Consider the following 18,713-nt stretch of genomic DNA (forward strand, 5'->3'; position numbering starts at 1 on the left):
TTGCAGGGGATTGATCTCCTCAGGATGAAACATGGAACTGCACGTTGTTATCAAGGGCCGCAAGGACCTGGCTGAACAGCTTTACCAGCAATTGCGCACGGCCATCGAGTCAGGCCGCCTGGCGGCCGGTGCGCAACTGCCCCCCAGCCGCCTGCTGGCCGAGCAATTGGGTGTTTCGCGCAAGACCGTTTCCGATACCTACGCCTCACTGACCTACGAAGGCTTGCTGATCGGCAAGATCGGCCGGGGCACGTTCGTCAATGCCTGGGCGACACGCGCCGAACACGTGCAGCGTGCCGCCGACCTCGCCTGCGCCGACACGCTGGCCAAATGGCAAGCGCTGCCTTCACTTCTGGGTCATCCCAACCAGGACGCTCGTCCACGCCAGGATTTTATTGGCGGCGCCACCACCCGTAGCCAGTTCCCCCAGGACGAATGGCGCCGCTGCACCCAGGACGCCTTGCGCCGAATCGCCCAGAGCAGCGGTTTCTACAGCCAGCCCGAAGGTTTGCCGGCGTTACGCAGTGCTATCGCCGGGCACGTTGCCTTTTCCCGTGGGGTGAAATGCCGGGATGAGGACATTGTGGTCACCAACGGAGCCCAGCAGGCCTTGGACCTGATCGCGCGCGTAGTACTGGAACCGGGCAGCATCGTCGCCATGGAAGATCCCGGCTACACGCCGGCACGACTGATGTTCGAGGCCATGGGCGCGACGGTGATGGGCGTACCGGTGGACGAGCAAGGCCTGCTGGTCGACTTGATTCCCGACGGTACGCGACTGATCTACGTGACACCGTCTCATCAGTTCCCCCTGGGTATGCCCATGAGCCTGTCACGCCGTGAAGCCTTGCTGACACGGGCCGTCACGCTGGGCGCAATCGTCATCGAGGACGACTACGACAGTGAGTTCCGCTACGAAGGCCGCCCCACCGATTCCCTGCAAAGCATGGACACTCGCGGTGTGGTCGCCTACGTCGGGACCTTCTCGAAAACCTTGCTACCCGAATTACGACTGGGCTACACGGTACTGCCACCGGCCATATTCGCAGCCGTCGTCAAGGCCAAGCAACTGAGCGACCAGCACAGCTCGACCCTGCCTCAGTGGGCGCTGGCCAAGTTCATCAGCGAAGGCTACTTGCTCAAGCACATACGACGCTGTCACACGGTGTACGCCGGTCGCCGGGAACGCATTCTCGCCCGCCTGGCCGGCGACCTTTCGCCCTGGTTCGAGGTCGTGCCCACCGTCGCTGGCTTCCATATGACCGCATTGTGCAAGGTGGCGGTGAACATTCCGTTGCTCGTGGAGCTGGCGCGCAAGGTGGACGTAGGGCTCTACCCGCTGAGTGCATTCTTCCATGAAGCACCGGTACGCGAGGGGTTGATGATTGGCTTCGGGGCCATTGAGACCCTGGATATCGACCCGGCCCTGGACAAGGTGCGGGATATCCTGCTGCACATTGGCTGAGGACTTTTGCGCAAAATTGGCTATTGGCCAGGCGTGTTGCGGGGCTTAGGGTGAACGGGTCTGGAACTACTCGGAAGCCTCGTCATGAAAGTACTGCTCGGCACCGCCCTTCTGCTGGCCTCGTTCAGCGCCTTTGCCCACGACCCGGTCTACAACCAGGAAAAAATCAACGTGCTGCAGGAGCATGCGCTGACCAACGTGCCCGGCAAAAAAACCATCATGCTCACCGTGGACTACGCGCCCGGCCAGGCCACCGTGCCCCACAGCCACACCGGCACGGCCGTGGCTTATGTGCTGGAAGGCGAGATCACCTCGCGGGTCAACGATGAAAAGGCAATTACCTACAAGGTGGGTCAGTCTTTCTATGAACCCGCAGGCTCCCGGCACTTTGAATCGAGCAATGCCAGCCAGACCAAACCGGCCAAACTGCTGGTGGTCATGGTGATGGATGACAAGGCCGAAGTGCTGACGCCGCTGGCCCATTAAGGGCGTTTGAACTGCCGGCGGAGCTCCTCGATGTGCTGCCGGCAGATGCAACCGTCCAAATGGTCGTTGACCATGCCCATCGCCTGCATCAAGGCATACATCGTGGTCGGCCCGACAAAGGTCCAGCCCCGCTTCTTCAGGGCCCTGGATAAGCGTATCGACGCCACCGAGGTAGGATTGGCCGTCCAGTAAGCCAGGTCGACCACCGCCGGACGCTCATCGGCAGCGGGTTCGAACGACCACATCCAGGCCGCCAGCGACCCGGTTTCCTCCACCAGCTCACGCGCCCGCCGCGCATTGTTGATCACCGACACGATCTTGGCCCGATTGCGCACAATGCCCGGATCCGCCATCAAGCGCTGAATATCCTCCTCGGTGTACTGCGCCACCCGGTGATAATCAAAACCCTCGAACGCCCGCCTGAAGTTCTCCCGCTTGCGCAGAATGGTGATCCACGCCATGCCCGCCTGGAAACCTTCCAGGCAGATCTTCTCGAACAATTGAATGTCGTCGGCGACCGGCACACCCCATTCGTGATCATGGTAGTCGCGGTATTCAGCCGCCGATGTGCGCCATGCGCAGTGGGTGACACCTTCGTGGGTTATCAGTCCTGAAATATCCATCGCTCACCTTTCTGGCCAAGCGCCAGATGATAAGCGAAAAAACTTTGCACACCGCCAACCGCTCAAGCATCAGCCTTACCGACCAACTGGTCAGACCGGCACGCACCAAGCGTCGATTATTTACTTGAGATTTGAAAAAAACCCTGCGTAGACTGGCCCCGCACTGGACTTACCGGTAAGACCACAACAATTAAGCCCTGGAACCACCAGGGCACCGAATAGAGATCCTTCCCATGCTCAGATGGTGCTCGCGTTCGATTTTCCTGCAAGTCGTGATTGGCCTGATCCTCGGGGTTATTTGCGGCCTGGCCCTTCCCGAGTTTTCTTCGCAACTCAAACCCCTCGGTGACGGCTTTATCAAGCTGATCAAAATGCTGATCGGCCTGATCGTGTTCTGCGTGGTGGTCAGCGGCATTTCCGGCGCGGGCGACTTGAAAAAGGTCGGGCGCATCGGGCTTAAGTCGGTGATCTACTTTGAAGTGCTGACCACCATCGCCCTGGTGATCGGCCTGATCATGGCCTTCAGCAGCGGCATCGGCACCGGCGCCAATATCCACTTGGACCAACTGTCCTCCGCCGGCCTCAATGAACTTGCCGACCGCGGCCAGCACATCAAGGGCACCAGCCAGTTCCTGATGGAACTGATCCCCAACTCGGTAATCGGCGCCTTCGCCGAGAACAACGTGCTGCAAGTGCTGCTGTTCTCGGTGCTGTTCGGCAGTGCCTTGAACCTGGTGGGCGAAGCGGCTTCTGGTATCTCGCGGCTGATCAATGAACTGAGCCACGTGATCTTCCGCATCATGGGCATGATCGTGCGCCTGGCGCCTATCGGCGTGTTCGGCGCCATCGCCTTCACCACCAGCCAGTACGGCCTCGACTCACTGCAACACCTGGGTAGCCTGGTAGGCCTGTTCTACCTGACCTGCTTTGTCTTCGTTGCGTTGATTCTCGGCCTGGTGATGCGCCTGTCGGGCCTGCGGATGTTGCCGTTCCTCAAGTACCTGCGCGAGGAACTACTGATCGTGCTGGGTACCGCTTCCTCTGATGCGGTGCTGCCACAGATCATGCGTAAACTGGAACACCTCGGCATCGGCAGCTCCACCGTCGGCCTGGTGATTCCCACGGGTTACTCGTTCAACCTCGACGGTTTTTCGATCTACCTGACCCTGGCGATCGTGTTTATCGCTAACGCCACCGGTACGCCGCTGTCGATGACCGACCTGTTGACCATCTTGCTGGTGTCGCTGATCACCTCCAAAGGCGCCCACGGCATTCCGGGCTCGGCGCTGGTGATTCTGGCGGCCACGCTTACCGCGATTCCGGCAATTCCGGTGGTGGGTTTGGTGCTGGTATTGGCGGTGGATTGGTTCATGGGGATTGGCCGGGCGCTGACCAACTTGATCGGCAACTGCGTCGCCACCGTAGCCATTGCTCGCTGGGAAAAAGACATCGATATCCAGAGGGCCAACAAGGTGCTGGATGGACAACAAGGGTACGCGTTCCAGGCGAAGAAGCCGGTGCTGCCGGCCCATCAAGAGTTCTAACTGAACCCTGTAGCCGCTCGATGGGTTGCGACGCGACCCCTGGGGCGGTCCTGCGGCCCGCATCGCAGCCTCGTGCCTCGGCAGCGGCTACAGGGGAATACCTGACATACAAGGAGCCACCGACGTGATCACCACCTCAACCGTCGTCAATTCAGTGGTAGAAAAACTACGTGCCGCCCTGGCAAAGGGTCAGTGGCGGCGCGGCGAGATGCTGCCCGGCCAACGCGAACTGGCCGAGCAACTGGGCATCAGCCGCCCGAGCCTGCGCGAAGCCGTCATCGTCCTCGAAACCCTGGGCCTGGTGCGCTCCATGCCGGGCAAGGGTGTGGTCGTGCTCGAAGCCACGCTGAGCGATCCCCAATCTCAGGACAACAGCGTGGCCGACGCCAGCCTCGAAGACATCCTGCAACTGCGCTACACCCTGGAGCCGTTTATCGTCGGCCTGGTAGCCCAGTCCATCAGCAGCAAAGAAGTCGGCCAGTTGCGCCTGACCCTGATGGACATGCGCGAAGCCCTCGACGCCAATGACAGCGAAGCCGGGATGAACGCCTACATCGCCTTCCACGAAGAGCTGTTCGCCCTGACCTCCAACCCGATCTTCCAGAACGTGGTGCAACAGACCAGCAACGCCCTCAAACAAAGCGCCCAGGTGCTACGCAACTCCCCCGAACACCTGGCGGAACGCTTGCAGGAAAACGACGCCGTAGTACGCGCCATCCGCAACAAGAACAGCGCCCTGGCCAGCGCCGAGATGCGCCGGCATATCCTTCAGGAAGGCTTGCGCATGGGCATCGCCCTGAACATCCCGGATGACCACCTGGGCAGCTGATTTTTTGGAGACCGGCCATGACCGCTCACGCTCTGCAACGCAACGCCGCCGTCACCGCCCTGCCCGCCATGCGCCTGGTGGCCGGTAAAAAACCCTCGGTGGACGATATATACCCTCGGTTGTTCGATGCCATTCTTGAACAACGGATTGCCCCGGCCAGCCGCTTTACCGAGGAAAGCCTGGGGCAGCGTTTTGGGGTCAGCCGCAGCGTGATTCGTCGGGTGCTGGCGCGGTTGTCCCATCAACAAGTGATCATCCTGCGGCCCAACCACCGCGCCCAGGTGGCGGCACCGGATGCGCAGCAAGCGCGGCAAATTCTTGAAGCACGGCGCCTCACGGAAGTGACTGTGGTGCAGTTGGCCTGCGCCCAGGCAAAACCTGCACAGGTGCGCCAGTTGCGGGAGTTGATTGCCCGGGAGCGTGAATGCATCGAGCGTGATCAACGCGGGCCGGCAATTCGCCTGTCCGGGGAGTTTCACCTGCAACTGGCCGCCATTGCCGGGAACGCGCCGCTGGCGCAGTTTCTCAACAGCCTGGTGCCGCTGACGTCGTTGATCATTGCGCAGTATGAGGCGCAGGCCTGCACATATTGTGCGTGGCAGGAGCATATGGGGATTGTGGAGGCGGTGGAGCGAGGGGATGTGGAAAAGGCTGTCAGCTTGATGACCCAACACCTGGATCATCTGGAAGCCAAATTACTGAATCACCACTGAACCCTGTGGGAGCTGGCTTGCCTGCGATAGCGGTGGGTCAGCCAATTAGCTGTTCACTGGCACACCGCTATCGCAGGCAAGCCAGCTCCCACATTTGATCTTTGTCGCTGGGTAGATCGTGTTCCAACAAAAAGCCCCGTATCTCGCGATACGGGGCTTTTGTTTTAACGCTCAATCAAGGCTGTTACAGCACCGACTGACCGCTCAACGCCAGGTCCAACAACTCACGGTTGGCCACTGCATACATGGCGTAGTCCGTGCCGACCGCAGCACGAATCTCCACCATCATCGCGCGCCAGCGCTCGACCATGTCCAGGTTCTGCTCCAGCCACAGGGCCACGCGGGCTTCCATGTCTGCTGGCGCATCGGCCATTTGCAGGACCTTGATAGTGATCGCCCGTTGCTGCCAATCCACATCGTCGCGGAAGGCTTCGCGGGCCTGGGCCTGCCAGTTGTTGCCCACCGGCAGATCGCTGATCTGCTGCAGGTACCAAGGCAAGTCCAGGGCGCTGCCGACGGCGAAGTAAGCCTTCGCTACATCAGCGGCACTCTGACCCGTCACGTCAGCGGCTTCGATGATCGGCAACAGGGTGTACAGGTGAGTAGTGCCTGCAACCATGCGCGCCAACAGTTCCGGTACACCGGCTTCGACGTAAGCCTGGTAGCGGTTCTGCCAGCCCTCGCGGGTCGGGCCTTCCAGCAGTTCGTCGAGCTTGAGGCCCAACGCGGCCAGATGCGGGCCGAAGTGGGCGACGTCGCGAGCAGCATCCTGCTCGTTACGACGGCTGCGCAGGAACCAGCGCGTAGCGCGACGGCCCAGGCGCATCAGCTCGTCCATCAGCTCCAGTTGCACTTGCGCGGAGACCTGATGATCCAGGGCTTCGATCTGGCGGAACCAGTGCGGGAGATGGAAGATGTCACGCACGATCACATACGCACCGGCCACGTTCGCCGGGCTCATGCCGGTGGACTCTTTGAGTCGTTGAACGAAGGTGATACCCATGTGGTTCACCAGATCGTTAGCGATCTGGGTGCTGACGATCTCGCGCTTCAGACGGTGGCGACGCATGGCTTCGGAAAACTTGGCCACCAGGGTCGGCGGGAACGCGGTTTCCATGTCACGGGTCAGGTAGGCGTCATCCGGCACCAGGGATTTGAGCAGTGCCTCCTTGAGGTCGATCTTGCTGTAGGAGATCAACACCGACAGTTCCGGACGGGTCAGGCCCTTGCCGGTGGCAGCACGCTCATTGAGCTGCTCTTCCGAAGGCAGGTACTCGATGGCGCGGTCCAGCTTGCCCCGGCCTTCCAGGTCGCTCATCAGGCGCTTGTACTCGGCTGCTCGCTCGTAGGCTTTGCGGGCGGCCAGGGACAGGGCCTGGGTTTGCTTGTAGTTGTTACCCAACACCAGGCTGCCGACTTCGTCGGTCATGCTCGCCAGCAACTGGTTACGTTGCTTGTCGGTCATGTCGCCAGCCTGCACCACTTCGTTGAGCAGGATCTTGATGTTCACTTCGTGGTCGGAGCAATCCACACCACCGGCGTTGTCGATGAAGTCGGTGTTGGAGCCGCCGCCATTGAGGCCGAACTCCACACGACCCAGCTGGGTCATGCCGAGGTTACCGCCCTCGCCTACAACCTTGCAGCGCAGCTCGTTGCCGTTGACGCGCAGGGCGTCGTTGGCCTTGTCGCCCACATCGGCGTGGCTTTCAGTGCTGGCCTTGACGTAGGTACCGATACCGCCGTTCCACAACAGGTCTACCGGCGCCTTGAGCAAGGCGTTCAGCAGTTCGGTCGGGGTCAGCTTGTCGGCCTGGATGTCGAAGCGTTCTTTCATCTGCGCCGAGATGGCAATGCTCTTCGCGCTGCGCGAGAAGATACCGCCGCCTTCGGACATGATGCTGGTGTCGTAGTCGGTCCAGGCCGAACGCGGCAGGTCGAACAGGCGTTGGCGTTCAACGAAGCTGTTGGCAGGCGTCGGGTTTGGATCGATGAAGATATGCAGGTGGTTGAAGGCTGCGACCAGTTGCAGCTTGTCGGACATCAACAGCCCGTTACCGAACACGTCACCGGCCATGTCACCAACGCCAACCACGGTGATGCTGTCTTCCTGGACGTTGATGTCGCGCTCACGGAAGTGGCGCTGCACACCGACCCACGCGCCCTTGGCGGTGATGCCCATTTTCTTGTGGTCGTAACCCGCCGAACCACCGGAAGCAAACGCATCACCCAGCCAGAAGCCGTAGTCGATAGCGATGCCGTTGGCGATGTCGGAGAAAGTCGCGGTGCCTTTGTCGGCGGCCACTACCAGGTACGGGTCATCGTCGTCGTGGCGCACCACGTTCAACGGTGGCACCAGGGCGCCGTCTTTCAGGTTGTCGGTGATGTCCAACAGGCCGGAAATGAAGATGCGGTAGCAGGCGATGCCTTCGGCCGCGATCTCGTCCCGGCTGCCGCCCAACGGCAGGCGACGGGGCAGGAAACCACCCTTGGCGCCGACCGGCACGATGACCGAGTTCTTCACTTGCTGGGCTTTTACCAGGCCCAGGACTTCGGTACGGAAGTCTTCTTCACGGTCGGACCAGCGCAGGCCACCGCGAGCGACGTTACCGAAGCGCAGGTGCACGCCTTCAACCCGTGGCGAGTAGACGAAGATTTCAAACTTCGGCACCGGCTTTGGCAATTCAGGAATCGCGTGCGGGTTGAACTTGAAGCTGAAGTACGACTTGTTCTGACCGTTGGCATCTGCCTGGTAGAAGTTGGTGCGCAAGGTGGCTTTGATCAGGTCCAGGTAGCGACGCAGGATACGGTCTTCGTTGAGCACCTGAACGTCGTCCAGGGCGGTCAGAATCGCTTGTTCCAGGCGTTGCTGCTTGTCTTCCAGATCTTCGGCGGTGAGTTTGCGCGCCAGGTAGAAGCGGGTCTTGAACAACCGGGTCAACTCGCGAGCGATGTCGGTGTGGTTGTTCAGGGTGCTGGCGATGTAACCCAGGTCGAAGCCCAGGCGAATCTGCTTCAGGTAGCGAGCGTAGGCACGCAGCAGTGCGACGTCACGCCATGGCAGGCCGGCGGTCAGCACCAGGCGGTTGAACGCATCGTTTTCAGCATCGCCGTTGACGATGTGCACAAACGCGTCCTGCAGGGTGTCGTTGAGCTGCTGGATGTCGAGGTTCAGGCCTTCGGCAGCGGTGAACGCGAAGTCATGGATCCAGAACTCGCGGCCATTGGCGTGGCGCAGGCGGTACGGGAACTCACCCAGAACCCGCAGGCCGAGGTTTTCCAGGATCGGCAACACGTCGGACAGTGCCAGCGGCGTGTCAGCGTGATAAAGCTTGCAGTGCAACTCTTGCTGGCCGGTCACGTGACCCAGCGGCTGATAGAAGCTCATCACCAGCGGCTTGGCTTCGGTCAGGTTCAGCAGGTGCTGCATGTCGACCACGGCCGAGTGCGCAGCGAAGCGCTCGCGGTAGCCGGCCGGGAAGCCTTTCGGGAAGTCCGCCAGCACGTTGGTGCCGTGGGCTTCGCCGAAGCTTTCAACAACGAGGCTGGCGTAGTCGTCCTGCCAGCTGCGGCAGGCCTGCACCACTTCTTTTTCCAGCAGCAGCGGGTCGATGTCCAGGCGGTTCTTCGGGTCAACCCGCAGAATCAGCTGCACACGGGCCAGTACGGATTCGGAGAAGAACGTCCAGAATTCGCAGTCCGAGGCTTTCAGGCGATCCATCAGTACTTGCTGGATCTTCTGGCGCACTTCGGTGGAATAGATGTCGCGCGGCACGTAGGCCAGGCAGTAGCAGAAACGACCGTACGGGTCTTTGCGCAGGAACACGCGGATCTTGTTGCGTTCCTGGATCTGCACGATGGACATCACGGTGCTGAACAGCTCGTCCACCGGGGTCTGGAACAGGTCGTCACGCGGCAGTACTTCAACCACCTGGGCCAATTCCTTGCCCAAGTGAGCCTTGGCCTGGAAGCCCGAGCGACGTTCGATCTCCGCGACCTTGCGACGGATATACGGGATCACCCGTACGCTCTCGCCGTACACCGAAGAGGTGTAGAGGCCCATGAAGCGGCATTCCTTGATGACCTTGCCGTCGGCGTCGATCTGGCGGATCGACACGTAGTCCGGGTAGGCCGGACGGTGTACGCGGCTTGGGTGCGCAGCCTTGGCGAACGACAGTACGGTCGGTTCACGCAGGTAGTTGACGGCGTAGTCTTCGATGCGCAGGTCTTCAGCGGTGAGGCCGGCGCGCAACAGCTTGGTCAGACCGAGGAAGGAGTTGGCGTCATATTCGATATGACCGCCATCCTGCTCGTCACGTACCACGAATTCTTCATAGCCCAGGAAGGTGAAGTGGTTGCCCACCAGCCATTCCAGGAAGCTCTTGATCTCGGCTTTTTCTTCGCCGTCGATGCTGAACTGGCTGGCGTCGATACCGGCCAGCAGGTCCTGGACCTTGGCTTTCATCGGCTCGAAATCAGCCACGGCGACGCGCACTTCGCCCAACACCTGCTCAAGTTCCTTGCTCAGGACATTCAGCTCGGCGGCGTTGGCGCAACGGTCGATTTCCAGGTACATCAGCGATTCTTGCTGAATGTCCTCACCGTGGGTGCCCTTGGGCAGGATTTCCAGCAGTTCGCCCTTCTTGCCACGGCGCACGCTGAGCACGGTGGTTTGCAGGGTATGGATGCTATAGCCACGGCGGTTCAACTCGGTGCGCACCGAATCCACCAGGAACGGCAGGTCGTGGTGCAGCACTTCGACCGCGGTGTGAGTCGATTGCCAGCCGTGACGTTCGTAATCGGGGTTGTAGACCCGCACTTGCGGTTGGTTGTGATCAAAGCGCTCAAGCAGGCTCCAGGCAGACAGGGTGCAACCGGCCAGGTCGGACAAGCGACGCTGGGTCAGTTCATCCAGGGAAATGATGCCGAAGAATTGTTCAGCGAACAGCGCCACTTGTGGCAGTGCCTGTTCACTGATGTGCTGCGCCAGTGCCGCTTGCAGTTGATGCTGGAAGTCGGCCTTGCTGGCTGCGGTGAAGAACGCCATCTGTGGTACTCCGCTCGGGCTTGTTATTGATGGAAGCGTCGCGTGTTATCCCCTTGCGGGGAGACCGTCAGCTCTGTTCGCAGGTTGTACCATAACGAATCGGAGTGACAGGTGGGTGAAGCTGGACAAGACAACGAGGTCACATACAACTTCCATAAGATGAGCCGCTGGCCGGGCGACGGTACGACGGGCAGGTCAGACTCCTGGCAGGCGCTCATCCGTTGCGCAGCTTAACGAGTGTAGGAAGACAGCTGCTTGCGGTGCTGCGACATATTCGGTCAACGGCACGCTGCTGGCGGGTTGCGACTTGGGCAACCGGCTGTTTACGGGTGGATTTTGGCCTTGCAAGTACCGGAAATGACCGAGATACCCAGCCAAGTCACGCCGAGCTTCTGACACAGAATGAAGCACAAAATTCGCTGCAATGGCACAATTGTCATGCCGCACCCTCCCCCAGACAGGATTTTCCATGCAACTGACCACCTCCCACCTGATCGTCAACCCCTGCGATGACGAAGAAGACAACATGGCCATGCTCTGCTGCCACGGCGACAAGGGCGAGATGTTCATGCTGACCCGGTACCCGGATGAGGAGGATGTGGAGATTACCTGGGATTATGATCCGTCGACCCTGGATGGGCTGAAGATCACCCTGAGCGCCACGAAACTGCTGGTGGAAATTGCCGCGACGGACGCGGATGCATTGGGTGGCAGTGATCATCTGGAAATCATTCACAGTACCGACGAGTCAGATTTGGCTGAAGTGCAAGAGACCTTGCAGAACATCCTCAAGGGCACCGGGACCTACATCAGCGAACTGTAAGTAGCGCCTGCAAAATCGCCATCGCGGGCAAGCCCGCTCCCACACTTGAGCACACCGCAGTCCAAATGTGGGAGCGGGCTTGCCCGCGATGAGGCCCTCATAAGCACCGACGGCTACGGATAATTCCCACAAAATCCAAAAAATACCCCGCGCGCCGTTAGTCGCCAGCCCCCCCAATGCATTAAAGTAAGGCCCCCAGGCTCTGGCATTTTTCACAATGCCCAGGCTCATCTTTCCAGGAACCGTCATCGATGGAACATCGTGAAGCGCTGCTTGCGCTGCGAACCTTTCTTTCAACGCAGATCCTCGGCCAGGAAAAACTCATCGAGCGCCTGCTCATCGCCCTGCTCGCCGACGGCCATATGCTGGTTGAAGGCGCTCCCGGCCTGGCCAAGACCAAGGCCATCAAGGAGCTTGCCGAAGGGATCGAAGCACAGTTCCATCGTATCCAGTTCACCCCCGACCTGCTGCCCGCCGACATCACCGGCACCGAGATCTATCGCCCGGAAACCGGCAGCTTCGTGTTCCAGCAAGGGCCGATCTTCCACAACCTAGTGTTAGCGGACGAAATCAATCGGGCCCCGGCCAAAGTGCAGTCGGCCTTGCTTGAAGCCATGGCCGAGCGCCAGGTCAGTGTCGGGCGCAGTACTTATGAGCTATCGCCGCTGTTCCTGGTGATGGCCACGCAAAACCCGATCGAGCAGGAAGGCACCTATCCCCTGCCCGAAGCCCAGCTCGACCGGTTCCTGATGCACGTCAAGATCGGCTTCCCCGACGCAGCCGTCGAACGCCGCATCCTGCAACAAGCCCGTGGTGAAGCCCTCAACGGCGAAACCAAGCCCGAGCGCCGGGTCAGCCAGCAGGCAATTTTCGCCGCGCGCAAGGAAATCCTCGGTTTGTACATGGCCGACGCGGTGGAGGAATACCTGGTGCAACTGGTCATGGCCACCCGCACCCCAGCCAAGTTCGATCCGGAAATGGCCGAGTGGATTGCCTATGGCGCAAGCCCCCGGGGCTCGATTGCCCTCGACCGCTGCGCCCGGGCCCACGCCTGGCTGGCCGGGCGCGACTTTGTCAGCCCGGAAGATATCCAGGCAGTGCTGTTCGACGTGCTGCGTCACCGGATCATTCTGTCGTTCGAGGCCGAAGCGGCCGGCATTGATCAGGACCGCGTGGTGCAACGCATTCTCGACGTCGTAGCCGTCGCTTGAGCCCCATGAACGCCAGCGATGGAGTCCGCGTCACCCTGGGCGAATTGATCGAGATGCGTCATCGCGTGCGGGAAATACAGTTGTTCTCTACCCCGAGCCAACGCAGCCCGCTGATCGGCTTGCACCACTCGAAACTGCGGGGCCGCGGCGTCGACTTCGATCAGGTGCGGGTCTACCAGGCCGGCGACGACGTACGCACCATCGACTGGCGCGTCACCGCACGTACCCAGGAGCCCCACACCAAGCTGTTCCACGAAGAGCGGGAACGCCCGATCTTCATCATGGTGGAACAAAGCTGCCGGCTGTTTTTCGGCTCGGGGCTGATGTTCAAGTCGGTGCTGGCGGCTCAGGCCGCGAGCCTGATCGGCTGGGCCGCGCTGGGGCATAACGACCGGGTCGGCGGGCTGGTATTCGGCGACAACGAGCACTACGAAATCAAGCCGCGACGCAGCAAACAAAGCCTGCTGCAACTGCTCAATCGGTTGGTGCGGGTCAACCAGAGCCTGAATACCGAAAGCAAGCCGGAACCCGATGCCCTCGGCATGGCGTTGCGCCGTGGCCGAGAAGTCTTGCGGCCCGGCAGCCTGGCGATCGTGATCTGCGATGAACGCGCCCTGACCGAAGGCGCCGAACAGCAACTGAGTCTTTTGTCACGTCATTGCGATCTGTTGCTGTTGCCGGTGTCCGATCCGCTGGACCATGCCCTGCCCGCCGCCGGGCTACTGCGGTTCGCCGAACGCGGTGCGCAACTGGAAATCGATACCCTGAATTTCGACCTGCGCCAGGCCTATAAAGCCCAGGCCGACGAACGTAGCGCGCGCTGGGAGTTGCTCGCGCAGAAGCTGCGGATATTGCTCATGCCCTTGAGTACCCAGAGCGAAATGGTCGAGCAACTGCGCGAATACCTCAACCCGCAACGTCCGGCCAAAAAGCAATGAGCAGCCTCGACCCGTTGCAACCGCTGATCGCACCTCCAGCCATCGGTTTCTGGCCGCCGGCGCCTGGCTGGTGGCTATTGCTGCTGCTCATCCCCCTGCTTGCCTGGGGCCTGTGGTCGTTGCGCCGTTTCCTCCCGGCCAAGCGTCCCGTGGCCCGCGCCGAACAACCCCTGGACCCGCTGCGCGTCGCCGCCCTGGCGGAACTGGCACTGATGCCCAAACCCTACGACGGTGCGCCGGCCGGCGCCTGGTTGCAGCAACTCAACGGCCTGCTCAAGCGCCTGTGCCGCAACGACTACCCTTATAGCCAGAGCCACACCCTCAACGGTCGTAAATGGCTGGCCTTTCTCGATAACCGTTGCCCGGCCGCCGGCCTGACCCGCTGGATGGTGCTGGTAGAGGGTGCCTACAAACCCGAATGCAAGCTCGACGACAAGGCCATCGCCGGCCTGACCCAGGCCGTCGACACCTGGATTCGCAAACATGTTTGAGTTCGCCTGGCCGTGGATCTTCGTCCTGCTGCCGCTACCGTGGGTGATGCGGATACTCCTGCCCACCGCCGACAGCGGCGAGCCCGCCTTGAAGGTCAGCTTCCTCGGCGACCTGGAAGGCCTGACCCGTCGCCGTGCCCGGGCCAACCTCCCGGGCTGGCGTCAGCAAGCCCCCTTCGTGGTGCTATGGCTGTTACTGTTGACCGCCGCCGCCCGCCCGGAATGGCTGGGCGAGCCGCTGCCGATTGCCGCCAGCGGCCGTGATTTGCTGGTGGCAGTAGACGTGTCTGGCTCCATGGACTTTCCCGACATGCAGTGGCAGGACGAAGACGTCAGTCGCCTGACGCTGGTCAAACACCTGCTGGGGGATTTCCTCGAAGGTCGCGAAGGCGACCGCGTCGGCCTGATCCTCTTTGGCAGCCAGGCCTACCTGCAAGCACCACTGACCTTCGACCGCCGTACCGTGCGTACCTGGCTGGACGAAGCACGAATTGGCATTGCCGGAAAAAACACTGCCATTGGCGATGCCATTGGCCTGGCGTTGAAGCGCCTGCGCCAGCGTCCCGCACAAAGCCGCGTGCTGGTCCTGGTGACCGACGGTGCCAACAACGGTGGCGAAATCGATCCGCTGACCGCCGCGCGCCTGGCCGCCGAAGAAGGCGTGAAAATCTACCCCATCGGCATTGGCGCCGATCCCGAGCAAACCGGTTCCCTGGGCATGCTCGGCGTCAACCCGAGCCTGGACCTCGACGAGCCGGCCCTCAAGGCCATCGCCGAGGCCACGGGCGGGCGCTACTTCCGTGCCCGCGACGGCAAGGAACTGCAAGCCGTCAAGGAAACCCTCGACCAACTGGAACCGGTGGCCCAGCAACCGACCCAGGCGCGTCCAGCCCAGGCACTCTATAGCGGGCCGTTGGCCCTGGCGCTGATCCTGAGCATGTTGCTGGTGATCCAGGAACGCTGGCCGGACAACGCCCTGCAACGCCTCTTTAACAAAATTTCCAGCAAGGGCCACTTTCTGCAACAGCACCCCGAATGGCGCCAACGCCTCAAACGCCTGCGCTTGCGGAGGCGTCGATGATTGCCCTGTGGCCCCACTGGTTCCGCCCATGGTGGCTGTTACTGCTGCCGCTGTTCGGCTGGCTGCTGTGGCACTTATGGCACCGGCAAAAACGCGCCGGGCGTTGGCAGATGATCCTGCCGCCAGCCTTTCACGCGGCGCTGCTCAGTGGCGGCAATGGCCGGGAAAGCAAATCGCCCTGGGTGATCCTCGGCCTCGCCTGGCTGCTGGGTGTGTTGGCGCTGCTTGGCCCCAGTTGGCAAAGGGTCGAACAGAACAGCCAGAAACCTGCCGATCCGCTGGTGGTATTGCTGGAGCTGACGCCGGAAATGCTTGCCACCGACAGCCCGCCCAATCGCCTGGAACAGGCGCGGCGCAAACTGTACGACTTGCTCCAGGCCCGCAGCGATTCGCAGACGGCCATCGTGGTCTACGCCGGCAGCGCTCACACGCTGGTGCCGCTCTCGGATGACCTGGCCACCAGCCGTAACCTGCTGGAAGCCTTGCGCCCCTCGATCATGCCCGAGGCCGGCCACCGCGCCGACCTCGCGGTGGAAAAAGCCCTGTCGTTGCTCAAGCACGGCGGCCTCGGCCAGGGTCGCTTGCTGTTGATCGGCTCATCGTTGTCCAAACAAGAGCGCCAAGGCATCCGCCTGCTGCTGGGAGACCAGGCGCCAAGCCTGTCGATCCTTGGCATCGGCAGCCGGGAAGGCACGCCGGTGACTCAGGAAAGCGGCGAGTTCCTCAAGGACGACCAAGGCGCAATCCTCGTACCGCGCCTGGACAGCCCGACCCTCAAGGCGTTCGCCAGCGAGATGGGCGGTCGCTACCGCCAGGCCCGCCTGGACGACAAAGACCTGCGCGGTCTCGGCCTGCTGGACGGCCCGCAAAGTCTGCGTAACGACGGCCAACGACTGAAGTTGGACACCTGGGCCGACCAAGGTTACTGGCTGCTGTTGCCACTGCTGCTGCTCGCTGCCTGCGCCGGTCGTCGGGGCTGGTTGTTCTGCCTGCCGTTGTTGCTGTTGGTCGCCCCGCAACCGAGCTACGCCTTCAACTTTCAGGACCTGTGGCTGCGCCCGGACCAGCAAGGCCAATACCTGCTCAAGCAAAAACGCCCCAGCGAAGCCGCCGAACGCTTCGAGAACCCGCAATGGCAAGGCGTCGCCCTGTATGAAGCCGGTAACTATGCCGAAGCCGCCAAGCGCTTTGCCGAAGGCAGCGATGCTTATTCCCACTACAATCGCGGTAATGCCCTGGCCAGGGCCGGTGAACTGGAAGCGGCGATAGATGCCTATGAGCAAGCCCTGGAAGCCCAACCGGATTTGCAACCAGCCCTGAAAAACAAGGCCCTGATAGAAAGCCTGCTGCAGGAAACGCCGGAACCGGAACCCGCCAAGCCGCCCAAGAAGGAGGATGACGAAACCACACAACCCGGCCAGACTGCACAACCGGGCACCCGCGGCCAGACCGCTCCCGGTGGCGAGCAGACGCCCCAGGGCCAAGGCCAGCCAGGCACCGCCGAAACGCAAACCGGCGCCACGCCACACGCCGGCGGCAACGAGGTCCCCGGCAGCGAACTGGGGGATGAACAAACCACCACTCCGCCCCTGCGCCCGGCGGATGCCAGCCTCGACGGCGAACACCGCCAGGCCCTGGAACAGTGGCTGCGGCAGATCCCGGACAATCCCGGTGAGCTGCTGCGACGTAAATTCTGGTACGAACAGCAACAACATCAGGACAAGACTCGATGAGCCGCTGCACCGCCCTTCTCCTCACCCTCGCACTGTGGGCCTGCCAAGCCCAGGCCGCGGACCTGGTTGCCAGCGTCGACCGCAGCCGCATCAACTCCGGGGAGACGGTGGAACTGACCGTGGAATCCAATGACGTCACGCAGTTCGGCAAGCCGGACCTGACGCCCCTGGACCCGACGTTCGAAGTACGCGGCACACGCCAGATCAACCAGCTCACCACCCTGGGCGGCGACAATCACGCCACCACCCGCTGGATCATTACCTTGCTGCCCAAGGAAAACGGCACCGTGGTGATTCCGTCGCTGCAGTTGGGAGCGCTCAAGAGCCAGCCGATCACCCTGCAAGTCATCGAAACCGCCAGCCAGGATACCAACACCCAACTGGCGCCGGTGTTCGTCGAGGCCAACCTCGACCAGGACACGGTCTATGTTCAGGCACAGGCCCTGCTGACCGTACGTGTCTACCATTCGGTGTCGCTGTACGACGACAGCAGCCTGACGCCCTTGCAGATTCCCGACGCGCGGGTCGAGCAGTTGGGTGAGTCGCGTAACTACGAGAAAGTCATCAACGGCATTCGCCATGGCGTGATCGAGATGCGCTATGGGATCTACCCGCAACGCAGCGGCCAGTTGGTGATTCCGGCCCAGGTCTTCAGCGCGACCCGGGTCGAACCGCGCCCAGCCCAGGACACCAACCCTCAAGGCCCGAAACCCGGCAAGCTGCTGCACGTCAGCTCCACCGAACTGTTGCTGACGGTCAAAGCCCAGCCGGCCCTGTATCCGGCGGATGCCCCCTGGCTGCCGGCCCGCAGCCTGAGCCTGAGTGAAAGCTGGAACCCGGAGCCGGATCACGTCCAGGTCGGCGACTCCCTGACCCGCAGCCTGACCCTCAAGGCCGAAGGCCTCGCCGGCGCTCAACTGCCACCGCTGCCCAACACCGAGGTCGCAGGCCTGCGCCGCTACCCGGACCAACCGGTACTGAACAACCAGAACAGCGACCGCGGCGTGATCGGTAGCCGCGAAGACCGTGAAGCTCTGGTGCCCAGCCGCGCCGGCACCGTGGAATTGCCGGCGGTGGAAGTGGTGTGGTGGAACACCCATGAAGACCATCTCGAACGTACCCATCTGCCGGCCCGCACCCTGCAGGTAGCGAACAACCCAAGCCTGGTGGTCGATACTCCGGCCACGCCGACGGTGATCACCGCACCGGACTCTGACAGCCTGTGGATCTGGCAGCTCACCAGCCTGATCCTGGCCTGCACCACCCTGCTGGGCTTCGGCCTGTGGTGGCGCGCGCGCTGGCAGCCGGCGATCCTGCGGGCGGCGCAGACCGGGCCTAGCCCGCGTACGTTGCTGGACGATCTTAAACGTGCGAGCCAGGCGAATGATCCTCAGGCGACGCGTCAGGCCTTGGACGCCTGGGCGCGACAGCAGCCGGAAACCCTGGCGGATATGGCGGCGCGGTTTGTACCGTTGTCCGATGCGCTGGATGGCTTGAATGGGGCGCTCTACAGCGAGACGGGGCAGCATTGGCAGGGTGAAGAGTTGTGGCGGGCGGTGAAGGCGATTCCGATGACGGAGCGGGAACAGACTCCGGCTGCGGATAGCACGAGCTTGCCGCCCCTGTACCCCAAGTAACCTCCCCTCTTTTTTGGCGACCATTCGTCGCCACTGTCAATTCTGACAGGTAGACGCTCTATGCCCGCCGGGTGTCTGATTTTCCTTGCCCCGCG

14 protein-coding genes are annotated in these 18,713 nt (G+C 61.9%); 12 read left to right on the plus strand and 2 right to left on the minus strand.

Annotated elements, in window-relative coordinates:
• Positions 1-31: 31 nt before the first annotated feature.
• Complete coding sequence (gene pdxR / locus GNF76_RS22400; RefSeq protein ID WP_155585257.1) at positions 32-1,465, plus strand: MocR-like pyridoxine biosynthesis transcription factor PdxR; 1,434 nt, start codon at positions 32-34, stop codon at positions 1,463-1,465.
• A gap of 84 nt (positions 1,466-1,549) precedes the next feature.
• Entirely contained in the window at positions 1,550-1,951 is a 402-nt protein-coding gene (locus GNF76_RS22405) for a cupin domain-containing protein (protein ID WP_155585258.1), read from the plus strand.
• On the opposite strand, the gene GNF76_RS22410 is transcribed toward GNF76_RS22405, so the two are convergent.
• Entirely contained in the window at positions 1,948-2,574 is a 627-nt protein-coding gene (locus GNF76_RS22410) for a DNA-3-methyladenine glycosylase I (protein WP_155585259.1), read from the minus strand. The genes GNF76_RS22405 and GNF76_RS22410 overlap by 4 nt on opposite strands.
• 233 nt (positions 2,575-2,807) lie before the next feature.
• Here GNF76_RS22410 and GNF76_RS22415 point away from each other — a divergent pair, with 233 nt between their 5' ends.
• The 3 genes from GNF76_RS22415 (at position 2,808) to GNF76_RS22425 (ending at position 5,660) form a co-directional block, all read left to right on the plus strand.
• A complete protein-coding gene (locus GNF76_RS22415; RefSeq protein WP_155585260.1) occupies positions 2,808-4,118 on the plus strand; it encodes a C4-dicarboxylate transporter DctA in 1,311 nt (436 codons plus the stop codon).
• A gap of 124 nt (positions 4,119-4,242) precedes the next feature.
• A complete protein-coding gene (locus GNF76_RS22420; protein ID WP_178123492.1) occupies positions 4,243-4,947 on the plus strand; it encodes a FadR/GntR family transcriptional regulator in 705 nt (234 codons plus the stop codon).
• Between the two features lie 17 nt (positions 4,948-4,964).
• Positions 4,965-5,660, plus strand: coding sequence for a GntR family transcriptional regulator (locus GNF76_RS22425; RefSeq protein WP_155585261.1), 696 nt, complete (start codon positions 4,965-4,967; stop codon positions 5,658-5,660).
• A gap of 184 nt (positions 5,661-5,844) precedes the next feature.
• On the opposite strand, the gene GNF76_RS22430 is transcribed toward GNF76_RS22425, so the two are convergent.
• Complete coding sequence (locus tag GNF76_RS22430; protein WP_155585262.1) at positions 5,845-10,704, minus strand: NAD-glutamate dehydrogenase; 4,860 nt, start codon at positions 10,702-10,704, stop codon at positions 5,845-5,847.
• Between the two features lie 469 nt (positions 10,705-11,173).
• Between GNF76_RS22430 and GNF76_RS22435 the strand changes: the two genes are divergently transcribed.
• The 7 genes from GNF76_RS22435 to GNF76_RS22465 all read left to right on the plus strand — a co-directional run bounded on the left by GNF76_RS22435 (position 11,174) and on the right by GNF76_RS22465 (position 18,618).
• Positions 11,174-11,527: a hypothetical protein gene (locus GNF76_RS22435; RefSeq protein WP_155585263.1), complete on the plus strand. Its 354-nt coding sequence runs from the start codon at positions 11,174-11,176 to the stop codon at positions 11,525-11,527.
• Between the two features lie 251 nt (positions 11,528-11,778).
• Positions 11,779-12,738, plus strand: a complete 960-nt coding sequence (locus GNF76_RS22440) for an AAA family ATPase (RefSeq protein WP_003218556.1) — start codon at positions 11,779-11,781, stop codon at positions 12,736-12,738.
• Positions 12,739-12,743: 5 nt separating this feature from the next.
• The gene (locus GNF76_RS22445; RefSeq protein ID WP_155585264.1) at positions 12,744-13,676 is read left to right on the plus strand and encodes a DUF58 domain-containing protein; all 933 of its coding nucleotides are present in this window, start codon (positions 12,744-12,746) and stop codon (positions 13,674-13,676) included.
• The gene (locus tag GNF76_RS22450; RefSeq protein WP_155585265.1) at positions 13,673-14,167 is read left to right on the plus strand and encodes a DUF4381 domain-containing protein; all 495 of its coding nucleotides are present in this window, start codon (positions 13,673-13,675) and stop codon (positions 14,165-14,167) included. Before GNF76_RS22445 ends, GNF76_RS22450 begins: the two co-directional genes overlap by 4 nt.
• Positions 14,160-15,248 carry a vWA domain-containing protein gene (locus tag GNF76_RS22455; protein ID WP_155585266.1) on the plus strand — a complete coding sequence of 363 codons (1,089 nt, stop codon included), beginning with the start codon at positions 14,160-14,162 and terminating at the stop codon, positions 15,246-15,248. The genes GNF76_RS22450 and GNF76_RS22455 overlap by 8 nt, the downstream gene beginning before the upstream one ends.
• On the plus strand, positions 15,245-16,981 hold the full coding sequence (locus tag GNF76_RS22460) for a VWA domain-containing protein (RefSeq protein WP_155585267.1): 1,737 nt from the start codon (positions 15,245-15,247) through the stop codon (positions 16,979-16,981). The genes GNF76_RS22455 and GNF76_RS22460 overlap by 4 nt, the downstream gene beginning before the upstream one ends.
• Positions 16,978-18,618 (plus strand): BatD family protein, encoded by a 1,641-nt coding sequence (locus tag GNF76_RS22465; protein ID WP_155585268.1) that lies wholly within the window; start codon positions 16,978-16,980, stop codon positions 18,616-18,618. Before GNF76_RS22460 ends, GNF76_RS22465 begins: the two co-directional genes overlap by 4 nt.
• The last annotated feature ends 95 nt before the right edge of the window (positions 18,619-18,713 follow it).

It is taken from the genome of Pseudomonas spelaei, from assembly GCF_009724245.1.
Taxonomy (GTDB): Bacteria; Pseudomonadota; Gammaproteobacteria; order Pseudomonadales; family Pseudomonadaceae; genus Aquipseudomonas; species Aquipseudomonas spelaei.

Excerpts from the sequence above, each read along its gene's own strand:
- GNF76_RS22460 (WP_155585267.1), top strand. The coding sequence starts at position 15,245 with ATGATTGCCCTGTGGCCCCACTGGTTCCGCCCATGGTGGCTGTTACTG.
- GNF76_RS22455 (WP_155585266.1), top strand. The coding sequence starts at position 14,160 with ATGTTTGAGTTCGCCTGGCCGTGGATCTTCGTCCTGCTGCCGCTACCG.
- GNF76_RS22415 (WP_155585260.1), top strand. The coding sequence starts at position 2,808 with ATGCTCAGATGGTGCTCGCGTTCGATTTTCCTGCAAGTCGTGATTGGC.
- GNF76_RS22425 (WP_155585261.1), top strand. The coding sequence starts at position 4,965 with ATGACCGCTCACGCTCTGCAACGCAACGCCGCCGTCACCGCCCTGCCC.
- GNF76_RS22435 (WP_155585263.1), top strand. The coding sequence starts at position 11,174 with ATGCAACTGACCACCTCCCACCTGATCGTCAACCCCTGCGATGACGAA.
- GNF76_RS22465 (WP_155585268.1), top strand. The coding sequence starts at position 16,978 with ATGAGCCGCTGCACCGCCCTTCTCCTCACCCTCGCACTGTGGGCCTGC.
- GNF76_RS22440 (WP_003218556.1), top strand. The coding sequence starts at position 11,779 with ATGGAACATCGTGAAGCGCTGCTTGCGCTGCGAACCTTTCTTTCAACG.
- GNF76_RS22405 (WP_155585258.1), top strand. The coding sequence starts at position 1,550 with ATGAAAGTACTGCTCGGCACCGCCCTTCTGCTGGCCTCGTTCAGCGCC.
- GNF76_RS22445 (WP_155585264.1), top strand. The coding sequence starts at position 12,744 with ATGAACGCCAGCGATGGAGTCCGCGTCACCCTGGGCGAATTGATCGAG.
- GNF76_RS22430 (WP_155585262.1), bottom strand. The coding sequence starts at position 10,704 with ATGGCGTTCTTCACCGCAGCCAGCAAGGCCGACTTCCAGCATCAACTG.
- GNF76_RS22410 (WP_155585259.1), bottom strand. The coding sequence starts at position 2,574 with ATGGATATTTCAGGACTGATAACCCACGAAGGTGTCACCCACTGCGCA.
- GNF76_RS22450 (WP_155585265.1), top strand. The coding sequence starts at position 13,673 with ATGAGCAGCCTCGACCCGTTGCAACCGCTGATCGCACCTCCAGCCATC.
- pdxR (WP_155585257.1), top strand. The coding sequence starts at position 32 with ATGGAACTGCACGTTGTTATCAAGGGCCGCAAGGACCTGGCTGAACAG.